Source organism: Paraglaciecola sp. 2405UD69-4 (assembly GCF_047525415.1).
Taxonomy (GTDB): Bacteria; Pseudomonadota; Gammaproteobacteria; order Enterobacterales; family Alteromonadaceae; genus Paraglaciecola.
On the sequence record NZ_JBLIXM010000002.1, the window covers coordinates 98,511 to 121,047 of the forward strand.

The 22,537-nt window shown below is 38.4% G+C and carries 19 protein-coding genes and 2 tRNA genes; 18 read left to right on the forward strand and 3 right to left on the reverse strand.

The features are described 5' to 3' along the window. Window positions 1-79 precede the first annotated feature (79 nt). Window positions 80-1,402, forward strand: coding sequence for a methyl-accepting chemotaxis protein (locus ACMUMK_RS06990; protein ID WP_414700417.1), 1,323 nt, complete (start codon window positions 80-82; stop codon window positions 1,400-1,402). A gap of 182 nt (window positions 1,403-1,584) precedes the next feature. After that, window positions 1,585-2,124 carry a manganese efflux pump MntP family protein gene (locus ACMUMK_RS06995; RefSeq protein ID WP_414700418.1) on the forward strand — a complete coding sequence of 180 codons (540 nt, stop codon included), beginning with the start codon at window positions 1,585-1,587 and terminating at the stop codon, window positions 2,122-2,124. A 65-nt stretch (window positions 2,125-2,189) separates the two neighbouring features. On the opposite strand, the gene ACMUMK_RS07000 is transcribed toward ACMUMK_RS06995, so the two are convergent. Continuing rightward, window positions 2,190-3,764: a sugar porter family MFS transporter gene (locus ACMUMK_RS07000; protein ID WP_414700419.1), complete on the reverse strand. Its 1,575-nt coding sequence runs from the start codon at window positions 3,762-3,764 to the stop codon at window positions 2,190-2,192. Window positions 3,765-4,080: 316 nt separating this feature from the next. Here ACMUMK_RS07000 and ACMUMK_RS07005 point away from each other — a divergent pair, with 316 nt between their 5' ends. Then, window positions 4,081-5,274: a sensor histidine kinase gene (locus ACMUMK_RS07005; protein WP_414700420.1), complete on the forward strand. Its 1,194-nt coding sequence runs from the start codon at window positions 4,081-4,083 to the stop codon at window positions 5,272-5,274. Beyond that, the gene (locus ACMUMK_RS07010) at window positions 5,271-6,086 is read left to right on the forward strand and encodes a LytR/AlgR family response regulator transcription factor (RefSeq protein WP_414700421.1); all 816 of its coding nucleotides are present in this window, start codon (window positions 5,271-5,273) and stop codon (window positions 6,084-6,086) included. The genes ACMUMK_RS07005 and ACMUMK_RS07010 overlap by 4 nt, the downstream gene beginning before the upstream one ends. 44 nt (window positions 6,087-6,130) lie before the next feature. Here the strand turns inward: ACMUMK_RS07010 and ACMUMK_RS07015 are convergent, their stop codons facing one another. After that, window positions 6,131-7,420: a DEAD/DEAH box helicase gene (locus ACMUMK_RS07015; RefSeq protein WP_414700422.1), complete on the reverse strand. Its 1,290-nt coding sequence runs from the start codon at window positions 7,418-7,420 to the stop codon at window positions 6,131-6,133. A 386-nt stretch (window positions 7,421-7,806) separates the two neighbouring features. Here ACMUMK_RS07015 and ACMUMK_RS07020 point away from each other — a divergent pair, with 386 nt between their 5' ends. The 6 genes from ACMUMK_RS07020 to modC all read left to right on the forward strand — a co-directional run bounded on the left by ACMUMK_RS07020 (window position 7,807) and on the right by modC (window position 11,980). Then, window positions 7,807-8,268 carry a CreA family protein gene (locus ACMUMK_RS07020; protein WP_414700423.1) on the forward strand — a complete coding sequence of 154 codons (462 nt, stop codon included), beginning with the start codon at window positions 7,807-7,809 and terminating at the stop codon, window positions 8,266-8,268. A 143-nt stretch (window positions 8,269-8,411) separates the two neighbouring features. Further along, window positions 8,412-8,996 (forward strand): RNA polymerase sigma factor, encoded by a 585-nt coding sequence (locus tag ACMUMK_RS07025; protein WP_414700424.1) that lies wholly within the window; start codon window positions 8,412-8,414, stop codon window positions 8,994-8,996. Then, window positions 8,989-9,360 carry a DUF6768 family protein gene (locus ACMUMK_RS07030; protein WP_414700425.1) on the forward strand — a complete coding sequence of 124 codons (372 nt, stop codon included), beginning with the start codon at window positions 8,989-8,991 and terminating at the stop codon, window positions 9,358-9,360. The genes ACMUMK_RS07025 and ACMUMK_RS07030 overlap by 8 nt, the downstream gene beginning before the upstream one ends. Before the next feature lie 58 nt (window positions 9,361-9,418). Beyond that, window positions 9,419-10,180, forward strand: a complete 762-nt coding sequence (modA, locus tag ACMUMK_RS07035; RefSeq protein WP_414700426.1) for a molybdate ABC transporter substrate-binding protein — start codon at window positions 9,419-9,421, stop codon at window positions 10,178-10,180. After that, window positions 10,177-10,866 (forward strand): molybdate ABC transporter permease subunit, encoded by a 690-nt coding sequence (modB, locus tag ACMUMK_RS07040; RefSeq protein ID WP_414700427.1) that lies wholly within the window; start codon window positions 10,177-10,179, stop codon window positions 10,864-10,866. Before modA ends, modB begins: the two co-directional genes overlap by 4 nt. Beyond that, window positions 10,856-11,980, forward strand: a complete 1,125-nt coding sequence (modC, locus tag ACMUMK_RS07045) for a molybdenum ABC transporter ATP-binding protein (protein ID WP_414700428.1) — start codon at window positions 10,856-10,858, stop codon at window positions 11,978-11,980. The genes modB and modC overlap by 11 nt, the downstream gene beginning before the upstream one ends. A 107-nt stretch (window positions 11,981-12,087) precedes the next feature. On the opposite strand, the gene ACMUMK_RS07050 is transcribed toward modC, so the two are convergent. Continuing rightward, window positions 12,088-12,990, reverse strand: coding sequence for a LysR family transcriptional regulator (locus ACMUMK_RS07050; protein ID WP_414700429.1), 903 nt, complete (start codon window positions 12,988-12,990; stop codon window positions 12,088-12,090). Between the two features lie 140 nt (window positions 12,991-13,130). On the opposite strand from ACMUMK_RS07050, the gene ACMUMK_RS07055 reads away from it, so the two are divergent. The 8 genes from ACMUMK_RS07055 to infB all read left to right on the forward strand — a co-directional run bounded on the left by ACMUMK_RS07055 (window position 13,131) and on the right by infB (window position 22,535). Next, window positions 13,131-13,583 (forward strand): MaoC family dehydratase, encoded by a 453-nt coding sequence (locus ACMUMK_RS07055; protein ID WP_414700430.1) that lies wholly within the window; start codon window positions 13,131-13,133, stop codon window positions 13,581-13,583. 322 nt (window positions 13,584-13,905) lie between these two features. Continuing rightward, window positions 13,906-16,593, forward strand: a complete 2,688-nt coding sequence (locus ACMUMK_RS07060; RefSeq protein ID WP_414700431.1) for a TonB-dependent receptor plug domain-containing protein — start codon at window positions 13,906-13,908, stop codon at window positions 16,591-16,593. A 158-nt stretch (window positions 16,594-16,751) separates the two neighbouring features. Then, window positions 16,752-16,988 carry a 4a-hydroxytetrahydrobiopterin dehydratase gene (locus ACMUMK_RS07065; protein ID WP_414700432.1) on the forward strand — a complete coding sequence of 79 codons (237 nt, stop codon included), beginning with the start codon at window positions 16,752-16,754 and terminating at the stop codon, window positions 16,986-16,988. A gap of 209 nt (window positions 16,989-17,197) precedes the next feature. Then, a tRNA-Met gene (locus tag ACMUMK_RS07070) sits at window positions 17,198-17,274 on the forward strand. Window positions 17,275-17,364: 90 nt separating this feature from the next. Next, window positions 17,365-17,441, forward strand: a tRNA-Met gene (locus ACMUMK_RS07075). Window positions 17,442-17,900: 459 nt separating this feature from the next. Then, entirely contained in the window at window positions 17,901-18,359 is a 459-nt protein-coding gene (gene rimP / locus ACMUMK_RS07080) for a ribosome maturation factor RimP (protein ID WP_414700433.1), read from the forward strand. A gap of 50 nt (window positions 18,360-18,409) precedes the next feature. Beyond that, window positions 18,410-19,903, forward strand: a complete 1,494-nt coding sequence (gene nusA / locus ACMUMK_RS07085; RefSeq protein ID WP_414700434.1) for a transcription termination factor NusA — start codon at window positions 18,410-18,412, stop codon at window positions 19,901-19,903. 22 nt (window positions 19,904-19,925) lie between these two features. Further along, complete coding sequence (infB, locus tag ACMUMK_RS07090; RefSeq protein WP_414700435.1) at window positions 19,926-22,535, forward strand: translation initiation factor IF-2; 2,610 nt, start codon at window positions 19,926-19,928, stop codon at window positions 22,533-22,535. Window positions 22,536-22,537: the final 2 nt, after the last annotated feature.

Genomic DNA, 22,537 nt, shown 5'->3' on the forward strand with positions numbered 1-22,537 from the left:
GCCTATAGTGAGTTCATAGTGTGAGCTGAGAACACGGAAAATAAGAATACTTTGCTAGATAACAGGAAATTAGAAAATAATGTTTAACAATAAAAAGTTACAAGCTGAAATATCAAACTACAAAGAGCGTTTACATCTTAAAAGGCAAGTTCTAGATAGTTTAAGCCAAGAGATGCTTCATCTTACTCTCTCCCAAGATGGTATCGTTCAGAACGTTAATTCTTTATTTCTATCAGAAACCGAGTTATCAGAAAGTTATGTTGTTAATACTCGTTTTACCGAATTGGTTCATGAAAAATCCCGAAATACTCCACACTTTATGCAACTTAGAAAGGCAATTGAGTCTAAGCAGCATTGGTCTGGTGCGGTAGAATTGCAAAACGCAGATAAGGTAATTTGGTTGAGAATTATTTTACAGCCTATTACCAATATAGCCGGAGCTTGTACTTCTTTTGACGTGTTTGCGAGTAATCTGACAAGAACAATTGAAAAGTCAGTGCATCAAGAGAACATGATGTCTGCGTTACTTCGTTCAATGGCAGTAATAGAGTTTACACCGGACGGATTAGTTGAACATGCTAATGAGTTATTCTTACAGGGAATGGGCTATAGCCTCGAAGAAATTAAACACAAGCACCATAGAATGTTTTGTTTAGATGAAGAAACAAATTCTCCTGAGTACGCGGCTTTTTGGCAAAGGCTAAACGAAGGTAAGTTTATAGCATCTCGTTTTAAACGGGTTGATAAACATAATAATATTGTTTGGTTAGAGGCGTCTTATAATCCAATTTTTGATAATTATGGGAAGTTATACAAAATTGTTAAATTTGCCACGGTGATAACTGAGCAAGTACAACTAGAAGAGCGCACAAATAGAGCAGCTATGATTGCCTTTGATATTTCACAGACCACTGATGAAAACGCAAAGCAGGGCGCGGATTTGATGGAGCAGACTGCAAAGGTTATGCAGCAATTAGATGGCCAGATGACATATGCTTCAGAAAATATCGATGCCCTAGAAGTTCAATCGAAAACCATTAGCACGATAATTCAGTCTATTAGCAGTATTGCAGACCAAACTAATTTATTGGCATTAAATGCAGCAATTGAAGCGGCTCGGGCTGGTGAGCAGGGTAGAGGTTTTGCGGTGGTTGCAGATGAAGTTAGGGAGCTAGCATCACGAACTAGCTTGGCTACAAAAGAAATTGTAGATGTAGTTTCTAAAAACCAAGAGTTAACAGATCAAGCTGTTGCAACAATCAATAATAGTAAAGGCACCGCAAATGACGTTGCTGAGCGTTTAAGCCATACCAATGACGTAATCGATGAGATTCGTATAGGCGCTCAAAAAGTAGTTGAAGCTGTATCCCAATTTGTTACTAATTTAGATGAACGAAAATAGCTATTTAAAAATGTAATACATTTAAAATTTAGCTTAGTTTAGAATTTAAAGGCCGTTTGATAAGTGTTTATCAAACGGCCTTTTATATTTTATTATGCACATTAATTTTTGGTGTTTTTGAGTCACCCATTTTTAGTCATGTATTTACCCCACAGTGCAGGTTATTAATTTGAGATTATTGAATGTTTGAAGTTGTAATATTAGCTATTGCGTTAAGTATGGATGCTTTTGCAGTGGCACTTAGCATTGGTGCTAATCATGGTGTAAAAGAACACACTGTAGGTTTCAAGGTAGCCCTCTATTTTGGAATATGCCAAGGAGCTATGCCCCTAATCGGATTTTGGCTGGGTGATCATACTTTTAATTGGGTGAGTGAATGGGAAAACTGGATTGCTTTTGTTTTATTAGTAGGGATAGGTGGTAAGATGATTTACGAAACCTTTTGTGATGGCCCTAACGAGAGTGTGTCTATCGTTACTCATAAACTACTATTTTTACTAGCAATAGCAGTGAGTATTGATGCACTAGCCGCTGGTTTTACATTAACAGTTTTAAATGTAAACCCTTATCTAGCTTGTTTTATAATTGCTATTACAACATTTATTTTTAGTTTACTAGGTGTGTGGATTGGCATTAAAAGTGGCACTTTTTTGCAGCGTAAAGCCTCATTATTCGGCGGTATAATTTTAGTTCTTATTGGCTTTAAGGTGTTAGTTGTTTAGGTGAAATAAACTGAGATAAAGGTCTTATTCAAACAGAAATATCCCAGTTGTATTCATGAACCAATTCACTTTTTAATTAAAATAAGTTCAAGCTCTTCTAAAGACTTTCCTTTGGTTTCTGGTAGATATTTTAGAATAATCCCCAGTCCTAATAATGCAAAACCGCCATAAATTGAAAAAGTAAAGGCAGCTCCAAGATTCGCAAGTTCCCAAGGAAATAGTAATTGAACTAAAAAGCTTACTCCTGAGTTAATTAAACCAACAAACGATATGGCTATTCCGCGTATTCTATTTGGAAACAACTCAGAAAATAAAACCCACATTACAGGCCCTAACGACACCGCAAAGCAAGCCACAAAGCTAAGTATACTTACTAATATTATGGTGCCGTTCATTTGTATGGCTGCTGCAACTAACTTTGCTTCTAAAGCTGCAGCTTGGTCAGCACCTAATGCGTCAACCAAGGCCGCTTTAAAGGTTAAATCACTAGAGTAGCTTGCATCTATCATTGAGCTTAGATTATGAACATCTAGCGATGATGTTAATTTTGCTAACGATTCTGTAGTCAAGGTATAGGTAGCGAGATTAAATTGATAGGCTAAAGTGAACATGCTAATTGCTATACCAGTTACACCAATTACAAGTAACGATTTACGGCCTATTTTATCAATTAACCCAATAGCCACTAGTGTAAATACCACATTCGTTAAGCCTACCAAAATGGCTTGCATGAAAGATGCGTCTGTTCCAATACCTGTTTGTTCAAATATCATTGGAGCGTAAAAGAAAATAGCGTTGATCCCTGTTATCTGTTGTAAGACGGCAATGGATATACCAACAACCATAACTAGGCGCATTGATGGCTTTAAAAGACTTAAAATGGAGCCTTTAGAATCGTTATCACCTATTGATAGGCTCTTTGATATGGCTGGAAGCTGTTCAATAGCAGCTTGCTCACCCAAAGCCTTCTTTAACGTCACTAATGCTTGGGATGTTTTTCCTTTCAATATTAACCATCTAGGGCTCTCCGGAACAAAAAATAGACATATAAAATAAAGTAAAGCTGGTATGGCTTCTATGCCTAGCATCCACCTCCAAGCTGATTGCTCGATTTCTGGGGATATAATAAATTCGCTATCTCCATTAATAACATTCAATATTAGGTAATTAGTAAAAAATGCAGTAGAGATACCCAAAACAATATTAAGTTGATTAAGAGACACCATTCGCCCTCGATATTTAGCAGGGCCAATTTCTGCAATATACATAGGTGCAATTATTAATGCTGCACCTACGCCTAAGCCACCTAACATTCTGGCTATGACCAATGCTAAAAAGCTAGGTGCGAGAGCTGAAGCTATTGCCGAAATAAAGAATAAAGCCGCTGCGCATTTAAGAGTGTTTTTTCTTCCGAATCTGTCACTTAATGGCCCTGCTGTCATCATAGCAAGTGTTGCTGTGAGAGAAAGAGAGGCCACTGCCCAGCCTAGTTCTATTTTAGATAAGCGAAACTCTGCTTCTATAAATTTTATAACTCCAGAAATAACAGATGCATCAAATCCCATTAAAAAACCGCCAAGGGCAATAACAAGAGATACATAAAAAACATAAAGGATTGAATTCGGCTGTTCTTTGTTCATTTATAGATGCCTATAATTTTTCATATGAAAATTTGTTAAAGGGTTGTTATGTTAGGATTTGGCAACGCTAGACTATTTGTTCGCAAATAGCCCCCAATTGCGTTTAAACGGTCCGTATTATAGATGAGGCGGACCAATCCACTGGCTAGCTAAGTGCCACAAGTGTAAACTCTTTGTTATAAAATAAACTTGCGATTAGTGATTTTAGTTTGATTATTCTAGTTTGCAGCATCGCTAGCCTTAAAGAGCATGAACAGGACAAGAGTTTTAATCTTATATTTTCAAATTGTCTTTTTTTACATACTGGAATATTCAGATGATATCGACCGAATTTGATTCTTTACCCAAGAAAGATGAATGGGTGCCTATTTATAAATTTTGGCTTCTACACGTTGGCTTTTGGGTGTTTGTAAGTGTTATTAGCTTCGTTTCTCTGACCCTTTGGTACGGCCCCTATGATTGGACTCACATATTACATATGCTGGCACAAGCTTTGGTAGGATTGACCCTCACTATAATTTTATACTTTGGTTTTATTCGTATCTGGAACATTAACATCACATACCGGGCAACCCTTGGATTAGCTATGGTGTTGCTGGTCTCTTTTGTCTGGACCTTTTTTAGAATAGAAGCCTTTGTCTTATTGACAGAAGACACAACTGAGTGGAGTGAATTTGGTGGTTGGCATTTTGCTAGTATGTTTATCTTTTTGTGTTGGGCAGGGATGTTTCACGGGATTCGCTACAATGACTTATTACAAACTGAACATAGAATAATGTTAAAAGCAGAAGCTGAAGCAAGGGAAGAGCAATTAAAAAGAATTCGAGCTCAATCTATCGCGCGGGACTCTCAAATAAAGATGTTGCGTTATCAACTGAACCCTCACTTTTTATGTAATACTTTAAATGCTATTAATTCTCTTGTTGAAGTAGAAGAGTCGGAGAAAGCACAAAAAATGACAGTACAGCTTAGCCGTTTCTTGAGGCATTCTTTAGATAATAACCCTGATACAAAAATTACCTTAAAAAACGAAGTTGCCGCAATTAACTTATATCTTGAGATAGAGAAAACGCGGTTTGGCGACAGGTTAGGACTAGATTTCAATATAGATAGTGATGCTCAAATGGCGTTAGTTCCTAGCTTGTTATTGCAGCCTATAATTGAAAATTCTATGAAGCATGCTATCTCGCAAAATGAATTAGGGGGGACTATTAGTTTAGCGGCAAAGGTTGAAGCTGGACGATTAAAGCTAGCGCTAAGTGATACTGGTAGTGGCAGTAAAATTGGTAAAAGTAAAATGGAAAGCTCAAAGGGAAGGGGTGTAGGGCTTCGTAATACAAATGATAGGCTCAAAGCTCTATACCAAGATGATTTTTCTATTGATATTACGATTTTATCTTCCGGAGGGTTGAAAACCAGTATTAATATTCCGTGGGAAGATGGTTTAATTGAAACAAATTTTGTGTCAAGTGAGGGTCTCTTGCATTCACATAAAGAGCAATACATATGAGCAAAATAAATACTTTGATTGTTGATGATGAACCACTAGCATTAAAACTATTACAAGCTAAATTAAAAAAACTACCAGAAATAGAAATAGTCGGGCAAGCAAGTAATGGCAGAGAAGCGATTTCAGCAATTATGGATTTAGCCCCTGACTTAGTATTTTTAGATATTCAAATGCCAGGGCTGAATGGATTTGATGTGGTTAAAAATTTACAAAGTGATATGTCACCACTAGTGGTTTTTACAACAGCTTACGAACAATATGCTCTCGATGCCTTTGATATTCATGCAGTGGATTACATCTTAAAGCCTATAGATGATGAGAGAATTAAAAGAGCTGTACATAGAGCCCAGCAACGTTTAAGTAAAGAAAAACCAAGTAGTAAACCCAGTATTTTAGGTGCCATCAATGCTATTGAGCATAATAGTGACAGGCAAGACAAAAATACAAATAAGGTGAGCCAATCACTTTCTGACCAACAAGTTGATCGTAAAGTAGTCATTAAAGATAGAGACGAAATTACAATTTTGAAACAATCTGATGTTGAATGGATTGATGCCGCTGGAGACTATGTTTGCCTTCATGCTAAAGGTAAAACTCATATCAAACGTATTACATTAAAGGAGCTTTTGGAGGAGTTGGATACCACATTATTCAAACGGGTACATCGTTCGACAATTGTAAATTTAAATTTCATTCAAAAAGTCATTCCTCATACTAAAGGAGAGTTCTTTTTACAGTTGGGTGAGTTTGAAAAGATAAAAGTAAGTCGTAATTACAAAGACTCAATAAAACACTTTTTAGCAGGTGGATAACGAAAAGCACTGATCTACAGTACTTTTCGTTTACAGCTTACTTTTTACTTTTTACTTTTTCGGGAATTAGAATATTTCGACTTAGGTTTTTTAGCTTTATGAGCTGCTGTTTTTTCGCGGTTTATCTGCGTCGCCGTAGCTTTGTTACTGCGTTGATTCCGAGTGTTTTTAGAAACACTTTTCAATAAGCTAACACGGTTGCTTACTTCAAAACCTGGTTTGTTGATCCGCTTAATTTTGTTGCCAATTAGTTTCTCAATCCTTGCAACTGTACTTTCTTCTTCTCTACTGACAAATGATATTGCATATCCTTGATTACCCGCTCGGCCTGTTCTTCCGATTCTGTGTACATAGTCTTCAGGTAGGTAAGGAAGGTTAAAGTTCACCACATGGTCTAAGCCTTGAATGTCTAATCCTCTGGCAGCTACTTCAGTTGCAATTAATACTTGTATTTTAGCCGATTTAAAATCTGCAATAGCTCGCCTTCTTGCACCTTGGCTTTTATCTGAATGACAAACAGCTGCATCAATTTTAGCTAATTTTAAAGCCGACATTAGTCTGTCTGCTTGGTCTTTAGTACTCGTAAATACAAGTACTTGGAACCAGTTGTTTTCTCTTAACAATACTTTAAATAAATCAACTTTTTTAGCCTCTTCTACTGGGTACATAACATGTGAGACAGTATCAGCTGTGGTGTTTATCTTTGTTACTCGGATCTCACTATGATTTCGCAACACTTTGTGAGATAACTCGTTTACAGCAGCAGAGCTAGTGGCTGAAAACAAAAGAGTTTGCCGTGTTGGAGGTGTTTGACTTAGTAAGGTGTTCACGTCGGCAATAAAGCCCATATCTAACATCCTGTCAGCTTCGTCTAAAACCACAAATTCAGCATGGGCTAATGTGACACTTCGTAAGGCAATGTGCTCTAACAAACGTCCCGGAGTTGAAATAAGAATATCAACTCCTTGTTTTAACTTAGCACTTTGACCACCCATTTTTACACCACCAAATAGGGCAGTCACAGATAAGTTACAAAATTGCGTATAGCTAGCTATGGCATTGGCTAACTGCTCTGCTAACTCTCTTGTGGGCGTTAAAATAAGAGCTCTAGGATTATTGGGGATAGTTTCCTTTGGTGTATCTAGCATTTGTTGAATGATAGGTAACGAAAATGCGGCTGTTTTGCCTGTGCCTGTTTGGGCATTAACTAAGAGGTCTTTACCTCTTCGGGCTGGCACTATGGCTTGTTTTTGCACAGGAGTCATATCAGTATAACCACAAACATCTAGTGCCTTTTGGATTTCACTGGCTAAACCTAAATTTGTAAATTTCATATTGTTCCTAAACCTTGCAAAAATGAGCGCGGAATATACAGCATTTAACTATAAATTGGTATTAAACCTCTTGATAACTTCAATAGTTACGGATCTTGGGCCGCAATTGAAAAAGTTTCATTAAATATGGGTTTTGTGACTAGCTAGTCTTTGAATAGCTAGCGAAGAAGGGATTTTTTATCACTAAGTTAGTGTTACCCTGATTAAGTATCTAAAAGTAAAAAGCCGTTAGTATGAATTTCATACTAAACGGCCCAGGGAGTCGGCAGTTCACTACGCTGCCTACTAGGTAAGTCGCCTTTTTAGGATAAAAAGTTCAAAATTTATTTAAAAAAAATTATTTTAGTATAAGTATTTCAATTTATATTAACTTTTAGGATGAAATTATGAAAAATGGTGGGTTAATTTTAGTTGTTGTTCTCATCTTATTAGGATGTGACAAAAATGAAGTGGGTGATATTTCACTTGGAGCCTTTACGACTAAGGATATCAAGCTAAATATTTTAGTTGACCCTGTAGTGACTGGGGTAACTTGTCATATAGCAAGTATTGAAGCAGACCTTAGTTTGTCCGACCCCTCAGATAGTTCAATTGCTTGTCGTCAAACTGGCCCTATTACCACAGCTATGATCCAAGCAATTGATAAGTCAAAATCTGGAGATATCGTGTTTAAAAAATCAAAAAGCATATTTTTTAAAACGATGAAAATTAGACGAATTTATGATGAGATGAGCCAAACATTAATGTATGTGTCTTACTCTACCAAAGAGACATCCGGTAGTTTTAAGCATAGTTTATCAACTGTTCCGTTATGGGGAACCCAAGCTTATGTAATGAAGGGGGATTAACCCGCACTTACTATTCAAGGTTATCTCAAAAGGCGTTAATAACAAATGTGGAAACTAAACAGATGACAATGTGAAGCAGTTTGTTGTCTACACCTAATGCTTGTTGCTACCTATATCATTTATTTTTAAGTGAATAAAAATAATTGAACCCATTTGAAGTCACATTCGACTTTAACTATATGAAACGAAATAGTGATCAAATATTAACTGAATGCTTAGTCATCCAATGCCAGCTAGGTGATGAGCTTGCTTGGCAGAAGTTAATTCGCATTTGGTACCCAAAGCTATTGCGATATGCCATCCGTCGGGTCAATGATCCTTCAAAAGCAGAAGATGTTGTGCAGATAACTCTTGAGGTCATGTGTAAATCCTTAAGGAAACTCCATGATCCAGCTACATTCCCAACTTGGATCTACAGGGTATTACATAACAAATCTGTAGATTTTATTCGTCAAAAACAGCAACAGGTAAGATTAGATGAAGAATACAAAGCTTTTTGTAACCTTAGCGATGGGGATGTTAATCAGGAAGCTACTAAAAACTTTGAGGTTTTGTTGGCAGGACTTCCAGCACTAGCATATGAGCTTGTGCACCTACATTATTTAGAGGGGTTAAGTATGTCTGAGATATCTAAGATCATAGGTGTGCCACCGGGAACGGTAAAATCTCGGTTGTATTATGCAAGAAAACATATCAAGAGTAACTTAAAAGGAGATTTCAATGGATAAATTTGACAAAAAAATATTGAACGGAATACAAGATAGCAAAGATTCTGATAACTTTTCAGAAGAGCAAGCCAATGCCTTGCAATTGATAGGTAAAAGCTTTCATGGGACATTTAGATTGAGCTTTATTGTAGTGGTTTCATTACAACTTATATTTGCCGCAGGTGCATTTTATTGTGGTTTTAAGTTGCTTAATCAAGATGATATTAGCTTAAAGATTAATTGGTTAGCAGGAACCCTGTTATCTGGTGTAGGCTTTGCTATCGCAAGAATTTGGTTTTTTATGGAGTTAAATAGATTGTCCGTCATTAGAGAAATAAAAAGAGTAGAACTGCAAATTGCGTTACAGAATGAGTCTAGTAAATAATAGATAGCTTATTTAAATTATTGGTGACAGAAACTTTTAGTAAGGCTTTAAGGTAATAATGAAGTGTTTTTTTGGATTGTTTTTAATTTTAAGTGTTATTAGCTTTAAGGCTAGTGGTGATTCTGCGCATTTAGCCGTAGCTGCTAATTTTAGGCAGTGTATGCAAGAGTTAATACGGGTATTAGAGCAAGAATCAGATCACTCTTATGTCTTATCTTTTGGCTCTTCAGGAAAGTTTTATGCACAGATTTTGAACGGCGCTCCTTATGATGTCTTTTTCTCTGCTGATACTAAAAAGCCAGTTGAGATAGATAAAGTAGGGTATGCAGTAGCAGATAGCAGATTTACCTATGCTATTGGCCATTTAGTTTTAATGGGCAAAGTAAAACATAATAGCGTGAGTGCAAAAGATGTACTAGTTAAAGGGGATTTTAATAAAATAGCCTTGGCAAACCCTAGAGTCGCTCCATATGGTTTAGCAGCGTTAGAAGTGCTAGAACATTTAACCTTACAGCAAGAGTTAAAGCCTAAGTGGGTAATTGCTGAAAATATCGCGCAAGCTTATCAATTTGTTAATTCTGGAAATGCTGAGCTGGGATTTGTGGCTTTGTCACAAGTGGCTTTACAGAAACCTTCCGAACATTCTGTATGGACTATTCCGGCAGAATGGCATACGCCGATTGAACAGCAAGCAATAGTGTTAAAAAAAGCGCAAAACAATTTGGCTGCATTAGCACTGGTTGATTTTATGCAATCAGAGAAAGGCCAAACTATCATATCTTCATTTGGGTATAGCTTAACTATGAGTCCTGCGGTTTGAGTTTATCACAAGACGATCTAGATACCATTTGGTTAACCTTGCGCTTAGCGTCCACAGTGACTGTTTTGCTTCTTATTTTTGCAACTCCCATTGCTTGGTGGTTAGCAAAAACCTCTTCATGGTTAAAGGTGCCGGTTGGAGCTTTGGTAGCCTTACCCTTAATCTTGCCCCCCACGGTTTTAGGGTTTTATTTATTGATATTGATGGGCCCCAATGGGCCCGTTGGTAAAGTGACACAAAGTTTAGGGATAGGCCTTTTGCCTTTTACCTTTCCCGGATTGGTAATTGCGTCAATGATTTATTCTTTACCATTTGTGGTGCAGCCTATACAAAATGCGATTCAAAGCATTGGGGAAAGGCCCTTAGAGGTGGCCGCAACTTTAGGTGCAGGTCCTGTGGATCGTTTTTTTACTGTAGTTTTACCCTTGGCGAAATCCGGTTTTATTACGGCTGCAGTACTTGGTTTTGCCCACACAATCGGAGAGTTTGGAATAGTGTTGATGATGGGAGGCAGTATTCCAAACGAGACTAGAGTGGTTTCAATACAAATCTATGATCACGTCGAAGCGTTGCAGTACGGTAATGCTCATTTTCTAGCAGCTATCATGTTAGGGTTTTCGTTTCTGGTATTACTTTTATTGTTTGGTTTACAGCGAAAAAGAATAGGGGGAAATAATGGAAAATAACCCCAGTGTTTTAGACGCGAAAGAACGAATGATGAATGCTAGGTTTGAAAGAATTGCTAGGAAAAGTAACGATAGCGTCTTTGAGTTAGACCTTAGTTTTAAAATACCAACTTTAGGTGTAACTGTTATTTATGGCGAGTCAGGTTCTGGAAAAACCACTTTATTAAGGTGTATTGCAGGTCTTCAGAAAGCAACTACCGCAAGCCTCTCAATAAATGGTGAGGTATGGCAAGCTGAAGGCTATTTTAAAGCCCCTCATTGTCGCTCGATTGGCTATGTTTTTCAGGAGCCAAGTTTATTTGAACATTTAACCGTTGCAGGAAACCTATCCTATGCTGTGAAACGTTCAAACAAAGCCTTTGACAAAGGCTTTTATGATCAGGTTGTCAAAGTGATGGGCATTAGTTGTTTATTAGATAGAAGTTCTAATCTTTTGTCTGGAGGAGAAAAGCAAAGAGTTTCAATTGCAAGGGCATTGTTAGCACAGCCAACTCTATTACTAATGGACGAACCACTGGCGTCTTTAGATGTTAATCGAAAACTAGAAATTTTACCCTATTTAGAATCGTTACGAGACAAGTTTGAGATCCCTATTTTATATGTAACTCATTCTCTTGACGAGTTAGTGCGTTTAGCTGACCGAGTTTTAGTACTAAAAGATGGGAAATTAATCAGACAAAGTAATGTACCAGAGTTGTTTTCAAGTTTAGATATGCAGTGGCAAAGTTACCATGAGCTTGGGTGTGTTCTTGACTGTCATGTTCTAGAGATAGATGAGAAGTGGCAGTTAATGAGAGTGACTTTTGATGGTGGGCAATTATGGTTACCAAAGCATGCTAATGACATCACAAACTCATTCTGTAGGTTAAGAGTTTTAGCAAGTGATGTGAGTGTTGCCTTACAGGCATACCCTGATTCGAGTGTTTTAAATCAGTTAGCAGCGGTTATTATAGAAATTATTCAAGAAACAGAATCTGCAACTGCCCTTATAAAACTAAAAATAGGTGCTACGACCCTAATAGCTAGAGTTACGAATAAGTCAGTTTCACTACTTGGTTTATCTGAAGGGAAAGCCGTGTGGGCGCAAGTTAAATCAGCGGCCATTATAAAATAATTAAAATGGTTTCTTAAGCCGGTCAAGCAACAGGTTTATAAGGTGTTGAGCTTTTGCATGCTCGAAAAAACTAGATGCAAAAGCTGAATGTTAAGAGTTATAACGAGCTAACTAGGGTGATATGCCTTTGCCATTTCAGCGATTTGTTTTCGCATCCATATATGAGCATCATCTAAATCTGAACTAACATGCCAATATAAAAAATATTCAAGTAAGGGAAGATCGAAAGGCATTTCATACAGAGATAAGTCGTAGTGTTTTGCTAGGTGGTAAGGTAAACAAGCGATTAAATCTGTCTTAACAATAGCTGAGGGGACAGTTAAAAAATGTTGGCCGCGCATGACCACTTTTCTTTTTTCCCCTAGTTTATCAAGGGCAACTTCTATTGGGCCTGGCCCAATTCTTCTTTGGGATACATTAATGTGGCCTAACCTTAAAAATGCATCTAGTGTCATACCATTTGCTAAATCAGGGTGATTTTTACGAGCAATAACCACAAAGCGGTCTTGTGCAAGCTTTTGCTTACAAAGATACGGATCGGTAAAAGAAGATGCATCAGCGTAAAAGTCTAAGTTTCCACTGGCCATGGCAGAAACAATATTTTTACGGCTTACTTCATAGTTAGTGACGGATATTTGCGGTGCACTTTTTTGTAAGGAGGCCAGTAGGCGGGGCATTATAGTTGCTTCTAATAAATCTCTGGTGGCGAAACTATAGGTTTTTTCGGCTTTCAACGGATCGAATATATGACTCTCTTGAACACTTTTCCTGAGTAAACCTAAAGCTTCTCTAGCCGGTCCTATTATATTTTGAGCAACAGGAGTAGGGGTCATGGAATGTCCCGTTCTTACAAACAATGGGTCGTTTAGCATTTCGCGTAAGCGGGCTAATGAATTACTCACTGCCGGTTGCGTTATACAAAGTACATCTGCGGCCTTAGTAAGGCTTCCCGCGGTGTAGATAGCATCAAAAACAGCAAAAAGATTCAAATCGATACGGTGTAAATTCATAAAAAGTACTCATGTGACGAATTTTTTAAATGATACGTTATTTATTAGTTAAATCAATGTTAAAGTATGTTAAATATTCATTATATTGATATTTTCCTTGCTGTTAGAATGACCAAACTAAGTTTATTTTGGAGTAGTACATGAATAAGAAATTATTAGAATTAATCCCCGGGGAACAATTACCTGTGAGTGAATGGGTAACAATAAGCCAGTCAGATATCAATCTGTTTGCCGAGGCAACGGGTGATCACCAGTGGATACATGTTGATGAAGAACGTTGTGCTAAAAATAGTCCATATGGATGCACAATCGCCCATGGATATTACTCTGTTACCTTGATACCTAATTGCCTATATGCTTCTATTCAAGCTGATCCGAACTTTCCAACCTTGCTAAATTATGGTGTGGATAAGATCCGTTTTATTGAGCCTGTACGGGTCAACGATAAAGTGCGTTTTCACTCAACCTTAGTAAAAACAGAGCAGAAAGGAACAGGTAAGCTTTTTTATTTTGAGACAACAGCTGAGATTGAAAACAGAGAAAAACCAGCCTTAAAAGGTGTGTTTTTAACCTTACTTGTCGGAGCAAACTAGTCATTATGCACGGCCATTGTTATGGTCGTGCCCATCTTTCTCCAACCATTGATTCATTTTATTAACTAAATATTATCCTTTAGTTTTAATGGTCGGACCATCCTGATGTCTTATGTTTACATATAAATAACAATTCGTTTACAGTTGGGGTTTTGCCGCCTACTATCCTTGATGAGATCTGAAAAGCTTGTTGGTTCAGGTACTCATTAATGACAACGTTATTAGAGTTAAATTGTTCATTGGGTTTTGGCAAAGCGCGATATTTAGTCTGAGTCCTATGTAGAGAATTTAATTACTAATAATCACCTACTGGGAACACAGTATGAGACTAAAAACACAATTTACAGTACTAGCTGCTGCAATATCTGCTCAGCTTTTAACCGCTAATAATATTGCTAATGCCCAAGAGCAAGAAGCAGAAAAAGAGCAAGACGTTGAATTGATTATGGTAACTGGGAGCTTTGTGAGACGTAGCGAAAATTTCGAGTCACCATCTCCTTTAGCAGTAATAAATAGCACCAATATTGACTCTATTGGTGCAAAAAGTATAGCTGACATAACGCAATCGCTAACTATAAACACAGGTGCTGAAAATAATCCTGATGCATTCACGCAAAATGCGACAGCTGGTACATCTAATATTAATTTACGGGGGCTAGGCGTTGCTTCAACGCTAGTATTGTTAAATAGCAAACGACAGGTAGTAAATTCTCAGCCCACAAACGAGGGCTTAAATTTTGTTGATACAAGTTCTTTAGTGCCGATGATTGCAATTGATCGTATGGAAGTTATTAAAGATGGTGCCTCTGCCCTGTATGGTTCAGATGCTGTAGCCGGTGTCGTTAACTTTATTACTAAGCGTAATTATGAAGGTGCTAAAGTGACTCTGGATTATCAGGATGGAGCTTATGGTGATAACAGTGAATATAATATTCAAGGGCTTTGGGGCGCAGTTGGTGATAAGAGCAGTGTAATGGGCGCCTTAAGTTATACGAATCGCTCTCCCTTATTCATAAGCGATAGACGTTTGTCTCGTCCTCAAGATGATACTAGTAATTTGGGTAACCCCGGTTCATTTTTTGGGGTTCCTGGCGTACCCGCAGGTGTGCCTGTTATTGATCCCACAGGTTGTGAAGAATTTGGGGGGACTATTAACGATCTTGGAGCTGGTATTCCTGGTATTGGCTTATGTCAATTTGATTTTGGACCTGGGTATTCTTACGTACCAAAAGAGTCTCGTTTAAATGTTTATTTAAACAGTACTTATGAATTTGACAACGATATGGTTTGGACTACAGAGATAAGCTTGGCACGTAATCGAGCTGAACGTGGCGGAGCACCTAGTTTCCCCATTCTGACTGGACCTGTTGTACCAGCTAGTCATCCTAATAACGTGTTTGGCGCAGATGTTGTATTTTTCGGCCGTGCTGAGGGAAATGGTATCGACGCTGACCCTGCAAACACAGAGTCAGATACATTCCGATTTAATACAATGCTAACAGGTGAGCTTGAAGATGGTTTCTGGGAATTAAGTTATACCAACGCCAGTAATGATTTTTTGTTTCGCGTTGAAGATGTTATCAAAGATAAATTTACCCTTGCATTAAATGGCTTAGGGGGGCGCGGTTGCGATCCTATTTCGGGCACTCCAGGTGAAGGGTTGTGTGAATATTTCAACCCCTTTGCTACATCGTATACAACATCGCCTAATTCTGAAAATGTAATTAACTCATTTTCTGGTGAACAAGTTATTGATTCAAATGCAGACTTAGAAGTACTAGAAGGTTTTGCTTCCATTAGTGTTTTCGAAATGGATGGCGGCACAGCAGGTCTGGCATTTGGTGCTCAGTATAGAAAGGAGCAACTGAGCCAAGACTATGACGCTTTATCTAACGAAGATTCCTTTACATTTGTTATTGGCAACCCTGATTTAAAAGGTGACTTAGACGTAATAGCGGCCTTTGCAGAACTTGCATTACCTGTTCTTGATACACTTGATGTGCAACTAGCGTTGCGTTACGAGAACTACGGCGGCACTATTGGTGACACCCTTGATCACAAGATTGCGTTTAACTATCGAGCGACGGATGATTTTTCACTGAGAGGATCATTATCATCATCATTTAGAGCACCATCAATATTTATGCGTGACGGCGGTGCAACTAGTTTGCAGCAATTATCAGATCCTTTAATAGGAGGTGGAAGTGCTTTTGCTGCGGTAAGAACCTCAGGTAATGAAGATTTAACTCCTGAAGAGTCGGAAGCTTACAACCTTGGTTTCTCATTTGAACCCATAGATGATTGGTCTATCGAGATGGATTATTGGAATTTTGATTTTGAGAATCTGATAATTCAAGAAAATGCACAAGCTATACTAAATTTGGACCCTTCAGATACGACTCGATTAAACCGAGCTGGAGATCCTGAAACTGGTCCTCTTATAGGTGTCAATAACACCTATGTTAATGCTAGTTCGTTAAATACGGCTGGGGTTGATTTTGTAACTAGTTATAAAATTGATACCGATAGTGCTGGTACGTTCACCCCAAATATTACAGCAACATACGTTACTAAGTATGACTTAGATGACCCCCAAGCTGGAAAAATAGATGGTGTTGGGCGCCGTAACTTTTCAAATATTGGTGTATCGTCTCCTGAATTACGTGCAAACTTTGGTTTAGGGTGGCAAATGGAGGCTTACAGCGCCAATATTTATGTACGCTATATTAGCTCATATGATGACGATCAAAACTGTGCTGACGGTAATGCCTTTACAAGTAGCTGTACTGTAGGTTTTAAAGAAGTGGATAGCCATGTGACATATGACGCACAATTTAACATTAATGTGTCTGCCTTACTTGATATACAAACTGAATACGTATTCACAATCGGTGGGGTTAACCTTACCAATGAGAATCCACCACAAGTATTTACAAATAGTGGTTTCGACTCTAAGGTCCATGATCCAAGAGGGCGACAAATATATGCGCGACTAGCCATTGAATTTTAATGTTTAATTGAAAGTGTAAAAATAACTCCCGGCTAAGTCGGGAATTTTTTTATCTACACTTTGTTAATTTATACTTGGCATAAGTTCTATTAGGGAAACTTATCACATGAAAAAATATACTGAAAAACAAATACGTGCCTCATTGGATGGGTTAAATAATGAGACAACGGGTAATAAAAGACAATCAATTAGTGAAAACCTTTAAGTTTACAAGTTTTATTGAAGCTTTTAGTTGGATGACACAAGTAGCAATTTGGTCTGAAAAGCTTAATCATCACCCCCATTGGTATAATACATATCATAAGGTTGATGTATCTCTATGTACTCATGATATTAATGGCATTACAGAATTAGACTTCGCCTTAGCCCACAAGATGGAATTCTGCTTTGTATAACAATTATCTAATTGCTAAATGATTTATAATTAGTAAAAAGCTATTTCTTCGGTGTTTAATTGAACAGTGTGCCTGTTGTTTGACCGTTTGAACAGGTTTTTAATCTTTATCAGTATTAACTGCTTGCACCGCAATCTTTGCTATGTATAATACGCCCCACTCAAGACGAGGCAGCAATTAGAAAGCCTTTTATTGAAGAAGATTTCAAGCGCGGGATGGAGCAGTCTGGTAGCTCGTCGGGCTCATAACCCGAAGGTCGTAGGTTCAAATCCTGCTCCCGCAACCATATTTTATAAAGAGTTGAATCAAAGTATTCATAGATTTATAAAGTTATTGGTTGCAATAGTAATAGTGAAGTTTTTTTAAAAGTTTCAAGCGCGGGATGGAGCAGTCTGGTAGCTCGTCGGGCTCATAACCCGAAGGTCGTAGGTTCAAATCCTGCTCCCGCAACCATATGATAAACCACAAATAAACACATGTTTATTTGTGGTTTTTTTGGTTTAGGTGTTGCTGAAAAGCAGATTGATAACTCGTTCGTTTTAAAATTGGCCGTTTTTAGTGGGTGAGCTTATGCTAGCCTTGCAACTAACTAGCTCGGTCTGTACAATACGTCGCACTTGAGAAGCGAACTCCCTCATTGATTAATGATAGTAACGCTTTATTTGTGGGGAGTTATTGAAGACGTATGTTTAATTTAGTTAAGCCGTTTTTGTTATCCCACAACCACTTTTTAAAATTTGGGTTATCTCCCAGTTTTAGTTTTATAGTGGACTAGGGTCCAGAAACAAATAACCCCGCATGTACGGGGTTTTTTGTGTTCGTAATTTACACTCTTAATGTGAAGTTTATAGAGTCATACGGGTAATTAATTTTCTGGGCATTTGGCCCTTTTTTTGTTTTTGGAGCAAGATTTTGTCGCAACTCGAACAAAAGTTAACCGAAATGTTAACGTCGCCGGTTGAAGCTTTAGGTTTCGAAATGGTGGGTGTTGAGTTTATCCGAGCAGGTAAACATTCAACATTAAGAATATATATTGATCATCCTGATGGTATCGGTGTTGAGCATTGTGCTGAAGTTAGTTATCAAGTAAGTGCAGTGTTAGATGTAGAAGATCCAATCAGTACAGAATACAACTTAGAAGTGTCGTCACCAGGAATGGATAGGCCTTTATTTAAAGAAGCACATTATTTAACCTGTGTAGGTGAAGTGGTGTCGGTTAAATTGAAGATCCCAATGGGAGACAGACGTAACTATAAAGGAAAGGTGTTAGGGTGCGAAGCAGGCAATCTAACGTTAGAAGTTGATAACCAAACCCATGTTTTGGCTATTGCGAATATTGAGAAAGGTAATCTAGTCCCCTCTTTTGATTAAGATGGAGACCTGACAAGGGCTTTCGTAAGAGAGTAATCAGTGAGGCAACAATGAATAAAGAAATTTTGTTAGTGGCTGAAGCCGTTTCAAACGAAAAACAGGTTCCAAGAGAGAAAATCTTTGAGGCGTTAGAGTACGCTATTGCCAGCGCAACTAAAAAGAAAAATGATGGTGAAATTGAAGTACGTGTAAGTATTAATCGTGATACTGGCCACTTTGATACATTTCGCCAGTGGTTAGTGGTAGCTGATGATCATGAACAAGAAAACCCAATGGCTGAAATGTCGTTATCTGCTGCTCAATTAGATGAGCCAGACATTCAGTTAGGTGATTATGTAGAAGATCAAATCGAATCAATCGCTTTTGACCGAATAACTACTCAAACAGCTAAGCAAGTAATTGTGCAAAAGGTTCGTGAAGCTGAGCGAGATCAAGTTATTTCTGAATATCAAGATCGTGTTGGTGAGCTAGTTACAGGGACAGTGAAGAAAGTAAATCGTGATAACGTTATTATTGATTTAGGAAATAACGCTGAAGGTGTTATTTACCGAGACGATATGCTACCTAGAGAAACTTTCCGCCCAGGAGATAGAGTCCGTGGCTTGCTTTATGTCATTCGACCAGAAGCTCGTGGGGCACAGTTATTTATAAGCCGTACCCATGCTGATATGTTGGTAGAGCTATTCCGTATCGAAGTTCCAGAGATTGCAGAAGAGACGTTAGAAATAAAAGCGGCTGCTCGTGATCCAGGCTCTAGAGCAAAAATAGCAGTAAAAACAAATGACAAGCGACTTGATCCTGTCGGTGCTTGCGTTGGTATGCGAGGTTCACGTGTTCAGGCTGTATCAGGCGAATTAAGTGGTGAGCGAGTTGATATTGTTCTTTGGGATGATAACCCAGCTCAGTTTGTTATTAATGCTATGGCTCCAGCTGAAGTATCTTCGATTGTAGTGGATGAAGATAAACAATCTATGGATGTAGCAGTAGAGCCAGATAATTTAGCGCAAGCTATTGGCCGAAGTGGTCAGAATGTTCGATTAGCAAGCCAGTTAACTGGTTGGGAATTGAACGTTATGACGACTGAAGAATTGAAATCTAAACATGAAGAAGAAAACGCTAAAGTACTAGGTGTCTTCACTAACGGTTTAGATATTGATGAAGATTTTGCTTCTGTTTTAGTGGATGAAGGTTTCACTACTTTAGAAGAAATAGCTTACGTTCCAATTAATGAGCTATTAGAGATAGACGGTTTAGAAGAAGAGATGGTAGAAGAGTTACGTAACAGAGCACGTGCTACTTTAACCACTCGGGCGTTGGCCAACGAAGAAACCCTTGAAGCCGCAGAGCCTAAAGAAGAGTTGTTAAAGCTTGAAGGGATGGACAAACATGTAGCCTATATGTTGGCAACTCGTGGGATCACTGATCTCGAAGGGCTTGCAGAACAAGGTACAGATGAAATTTCAGATATAGAAGAATTAAGCGAAGAGAAAGCCGGTGAGTTGATCATGGCCGCTCGTAATATCGTTTGGTTTAACGAAGAATAGGTCACCAGGAGGAATACCAATTATGGCAGAAGTATCCATAGAAAAACTCGCCACTGATATAGGCACTTCGATTGATCGATTAGTTCAACAATTTAAAAGTGCAGGTATTGTGAAAGCAGCTGGTGACAGTGTTTCAGAAGACGAAAAGCGTGTTTTATTAGACTTTTTAAGCAAGCAGCACGGTGGGAACGGCTCAGAAGCTCCTAAACGTATGACATTGCAACGAAAGACAACGAGTACGCTTAATACAGGAAAATCCAAAGCGGTTACTGTTGAAGTGCGTAAAAAGCGTACTTACGTAAAACGTTCTGAGCTTGAAGAAGCCAAAATGGCTGAAGAAGAAGCGAAGCGTTTAGCTGAAGAGCAAAAGGCTAAACTTGAAGCTGAGCAAAAAGCTGCTGAAGAGGCTAAAAAAGCCGCAGAAGAAAAAGCTAAAAAAGCCGCAGAAGCGAAAGCTAAGGCTGACGCTGAAAGAGCTGCTCGCGCTGAAAAAGCAAAAGAAGCTGCTGAAGCTAAACAAGCAGAAGAAACAAGTTTAAGCCCAGAAGAGCAAGCTGAACAAGATCGCATTCGTATTGAAGCTGAAAAGCTTCGTAAAGCTCAAGAAGAAGAGACTCAACGTAAACTGGAAGAAGACGCTAAGAAAGCTGCTGAAGAAGCGAAAAAGCTAGCAGAAGAAAACTCGCGTCGTTGGAAAGAAGAAGAAGAGCGTCGTAAAAAGCAAGAAGCAGAAGAAGTTCATTTGCACTCTAATCGTTATGCTCAAGAAGCTGAAGATGTTGAAGATATGCAGTCAGAGCGTGGCGGTCGTAGACGTAAAAAGTCTAAGAAAAATGCTGGTTCTGATTTGAAACACGCTTTTAATAAACCAGCTTCTCCTGTGGAAAGAGTGGTTAAGATTGGTGAGTCTATTACTGTAAGTGAGTTAGGTAGTAAGTTAGCTATTAAAGCGACAGAAGTCATCAAAACTCTTATGAAAATGGGCGAAATGGTTACTATTAACCATGTATTGGACCAAGAGACAGCTGTATTAGTTGTTGAAGAAATGGGTCACAAATATGAGCTAGTTAATGATAATGCTCTAGAAGATGAATTAATTGCAGATGCAAGTGGTGGTGAAAAAGCAGGTCGTGCACCTGTAGTTACTATCATGGGCCATGTTGACCATGGTAAAACATCACTACTTGATTACATTCGTCGCGCAAAAGTGGCCGATGGAGAAGCTGGCGGTATTACGCAGCACATTGGTGCATACAGTGTTGAAACTGATAATGGTCGTATTGCCTTTTTAGATACTCCTGGACACGCCGCGTTTACTGCAATGCGTGCTCGTGGAGCGAATGCAACAGATATCGTTATCCTAGTTGTTGCAGCAGATGATGGCGTTATGCCTCAAACCAAAGAAGCGGTTCAGCACTCGAAAGCTGCAGGCGTACCTTTGATAGTTGCTGTTAATAAAATGGATAAAGATACTGCTGACCCAGATCGTGTTAAAACTGAGCTATCTCAGTTAGAAGTTATTTCTGAAGAGTGGGGTGGTGAGCATCAGTTCGTAAACGTTTCTGCAAAGACAGGGTTAGGGATTGATGAGTTATTAGAAGCCATTAGCTTACAAGCTGAAGTACTTGATTTACAAGCTGTACCTAAAGGCCCTGCTAAAGGCATAGTGATCGAGTCTCGTCTTGATAAAGGCCGCGGTCCAGTTGCTTCAGTATTAGTACAAGAAGGCGAATTAAAAGCCGGTGATATCATGCTATGTGGTGTTGAGTATGGCCGTATTCGTGCTATGCGTGATGAACATGGTAAAGACGTCAAGGTTGCCGGACCTTCTACTCCAGTAGAAATACTTGGTTTATCTGGTGTACCGATTGCTGGTGAGGATGCGTTAGTCGTGCAAGATGAGCGTAAAGCACGTGAAGTTGCGACTAAGCGTCATACTAAACAACGTGAGCTTAAATTAGCTAAGCAACAAAAAGCAAAACTAGAAAACATGTTTGCAAACATGGAAGCTGGTGATGTTAGTGAGCTTAACGTGGTACTTAAAGCGGATGTTCAAGGTTCTGTTGAAGCTATCTCTGAATCTTTAACTAAGTTATCTACCGATGAAGTAAAAGTGAATATTGTAGGTAGCGGAGTAGGTGGAATAACTGAAACCGATGCTACATTAGCTGCTGCTTCAAGTGCCATAGTAGTTGGCTTTAACGTACGTGCTGATGCATCTGCTCGTAAAGTTGTTGAAGCTGAAGAAATTGATTTGCGTTACTACAGTGTTATTTACCAACTTATTGATGAAGTAAAACAAGCAATGAGTGGTATGTTGGCGCCAGAGTTTAAACAAGAGATCATTGGTCTTGCGGAAGTTCGTGACGTATTTAAGTCACCTAAAATTGGTGCTATTGCCGGTTGTATGGTAACTGAAGGTATTGTTAAACGTAGTAACCCAATTCGTGTTTTACGTGATAACGTTGTAATTTATGAAGGTGAACTAGAGTCACTTAGACGCTTTAAAGATGATGTGCAGGAAGTTCGTAATGGAATGGAATGTGGTATCGGTGTTAAAAATTATAATGATGTTAAAGCTGGCGACCAGATAGAAGTATTTGAAATCGTTGAAGTAAAACGTGAACTATAAGA

Bases quoted from the DNA above. Each gene is read 5' to 3' on its own strand.
- ACMUMK_RS06990 (WP_414700417.1), top strand. From the start codon at position 80: ATGTTTAACAATAAAAAGTTACAAGCTGAAATATCAAACTACAAAGAG.
- ACMUMK_RS06995 (WP_414700418.1), top strand. From the start codon at position 1,585: ATGTTTGAAGTTGTAATATTAGCTATTGCGTTAAGTATGGATGCTTTT.
- ACMUMK_RS07000 (WP_414700419.1), bottom strand. From the start codon at position 3,764: ATGAACAAAGAACAGCCGAATTCAATCCTTTATGTTTTTTATGTATCT.
- ACMUMK_RS07005 (WP_414700420.1), top strand. From the start codon at position 4,081: ATGATATCGACCGAATTTGATTCTTTACCCAAGAAAGATGAATGGGTG.
- ACMUMK_RS07010 (WP_414700421.1), top strand. From the start codon at position 5,271: ATGAGCAAAATAAATACTTTGATTGTTGATGATGAACCACTAGCATTA.
- ACMUMK_RS07015 (WP_414700422.1), bottom strand. From the start codon at position 7,420: ATGAAATTTACAAATTTAGGTTTAGCCAGTGAAATCCAAAAGGCACTA.
- ACMUMK_RS07020 (WP_414700423.1), top strand. From the start codon at position 7,807: ATGAAAAATGGTGGGTTAATTTTAGTTGTTGTTCTCATCTTATTAGGA.
- ACMUMK_RS07030 (WP_414700425.1), top strand. From the start codon at position 8,989: ATGGATAAATTTGACAAAAAAATATTGAACGGAATACAAGATAGCAAA.
- modA (WP_414700426.1), top strand. From the start codon at position 9,419: ATGAAGTGTTTTTTTGGATTGTTTTTAATTTTAAGTGTTATTAGCTTT.
- modC (WP_414700428.1), top strand. From the start codon at position 10,856: ATGGAAAATAACCCCAGTGTTTTAGACGCGAAAGAACGAATGATGAAT.
- ACMUMK_RS07050 (WP_414700429.1), bottom strand. From the start codon at position 12,990: ATGAATTTACACCGTATCGATTTGAATCTTTTTGCTGTTTTTGATGCT.
- ACMUMK_RS07055 (WP_414700430.1), top strand. From the start codon at position 13,131: ATGAATAAGAAATTATTAGAATTAATCCCCGGGGAACAATTACCTGTG.
- ACMUMK_RS07060 (WP_414700431.1), top strand. From the start codon at position 13,906: ATGAGACTAAAAACACAATTTACAGTACTAGCTGCTGCAATATCTGCT.
- ACMUMK_RS07065 (WP_414700432.1), top strand. From the start codon at position 16,752: ATGAGACAACGGGTAATAAAAGACAATCAATTAGTGAAAACCTTTAAG.
- nusA (WP_414700434.1), top strand. From the start codon at position 18,410: ATGAATAAAGAAATTTTGTTAGTGGCTGAAGCCGTTTCAAACGAAAAA.
- infB (WP_414700435.1), top strand. From the start codon at position 19,926: ATGGCAGAAGTATCCATAGAAAAACTCGCCACTGATATAGGCACTTCG.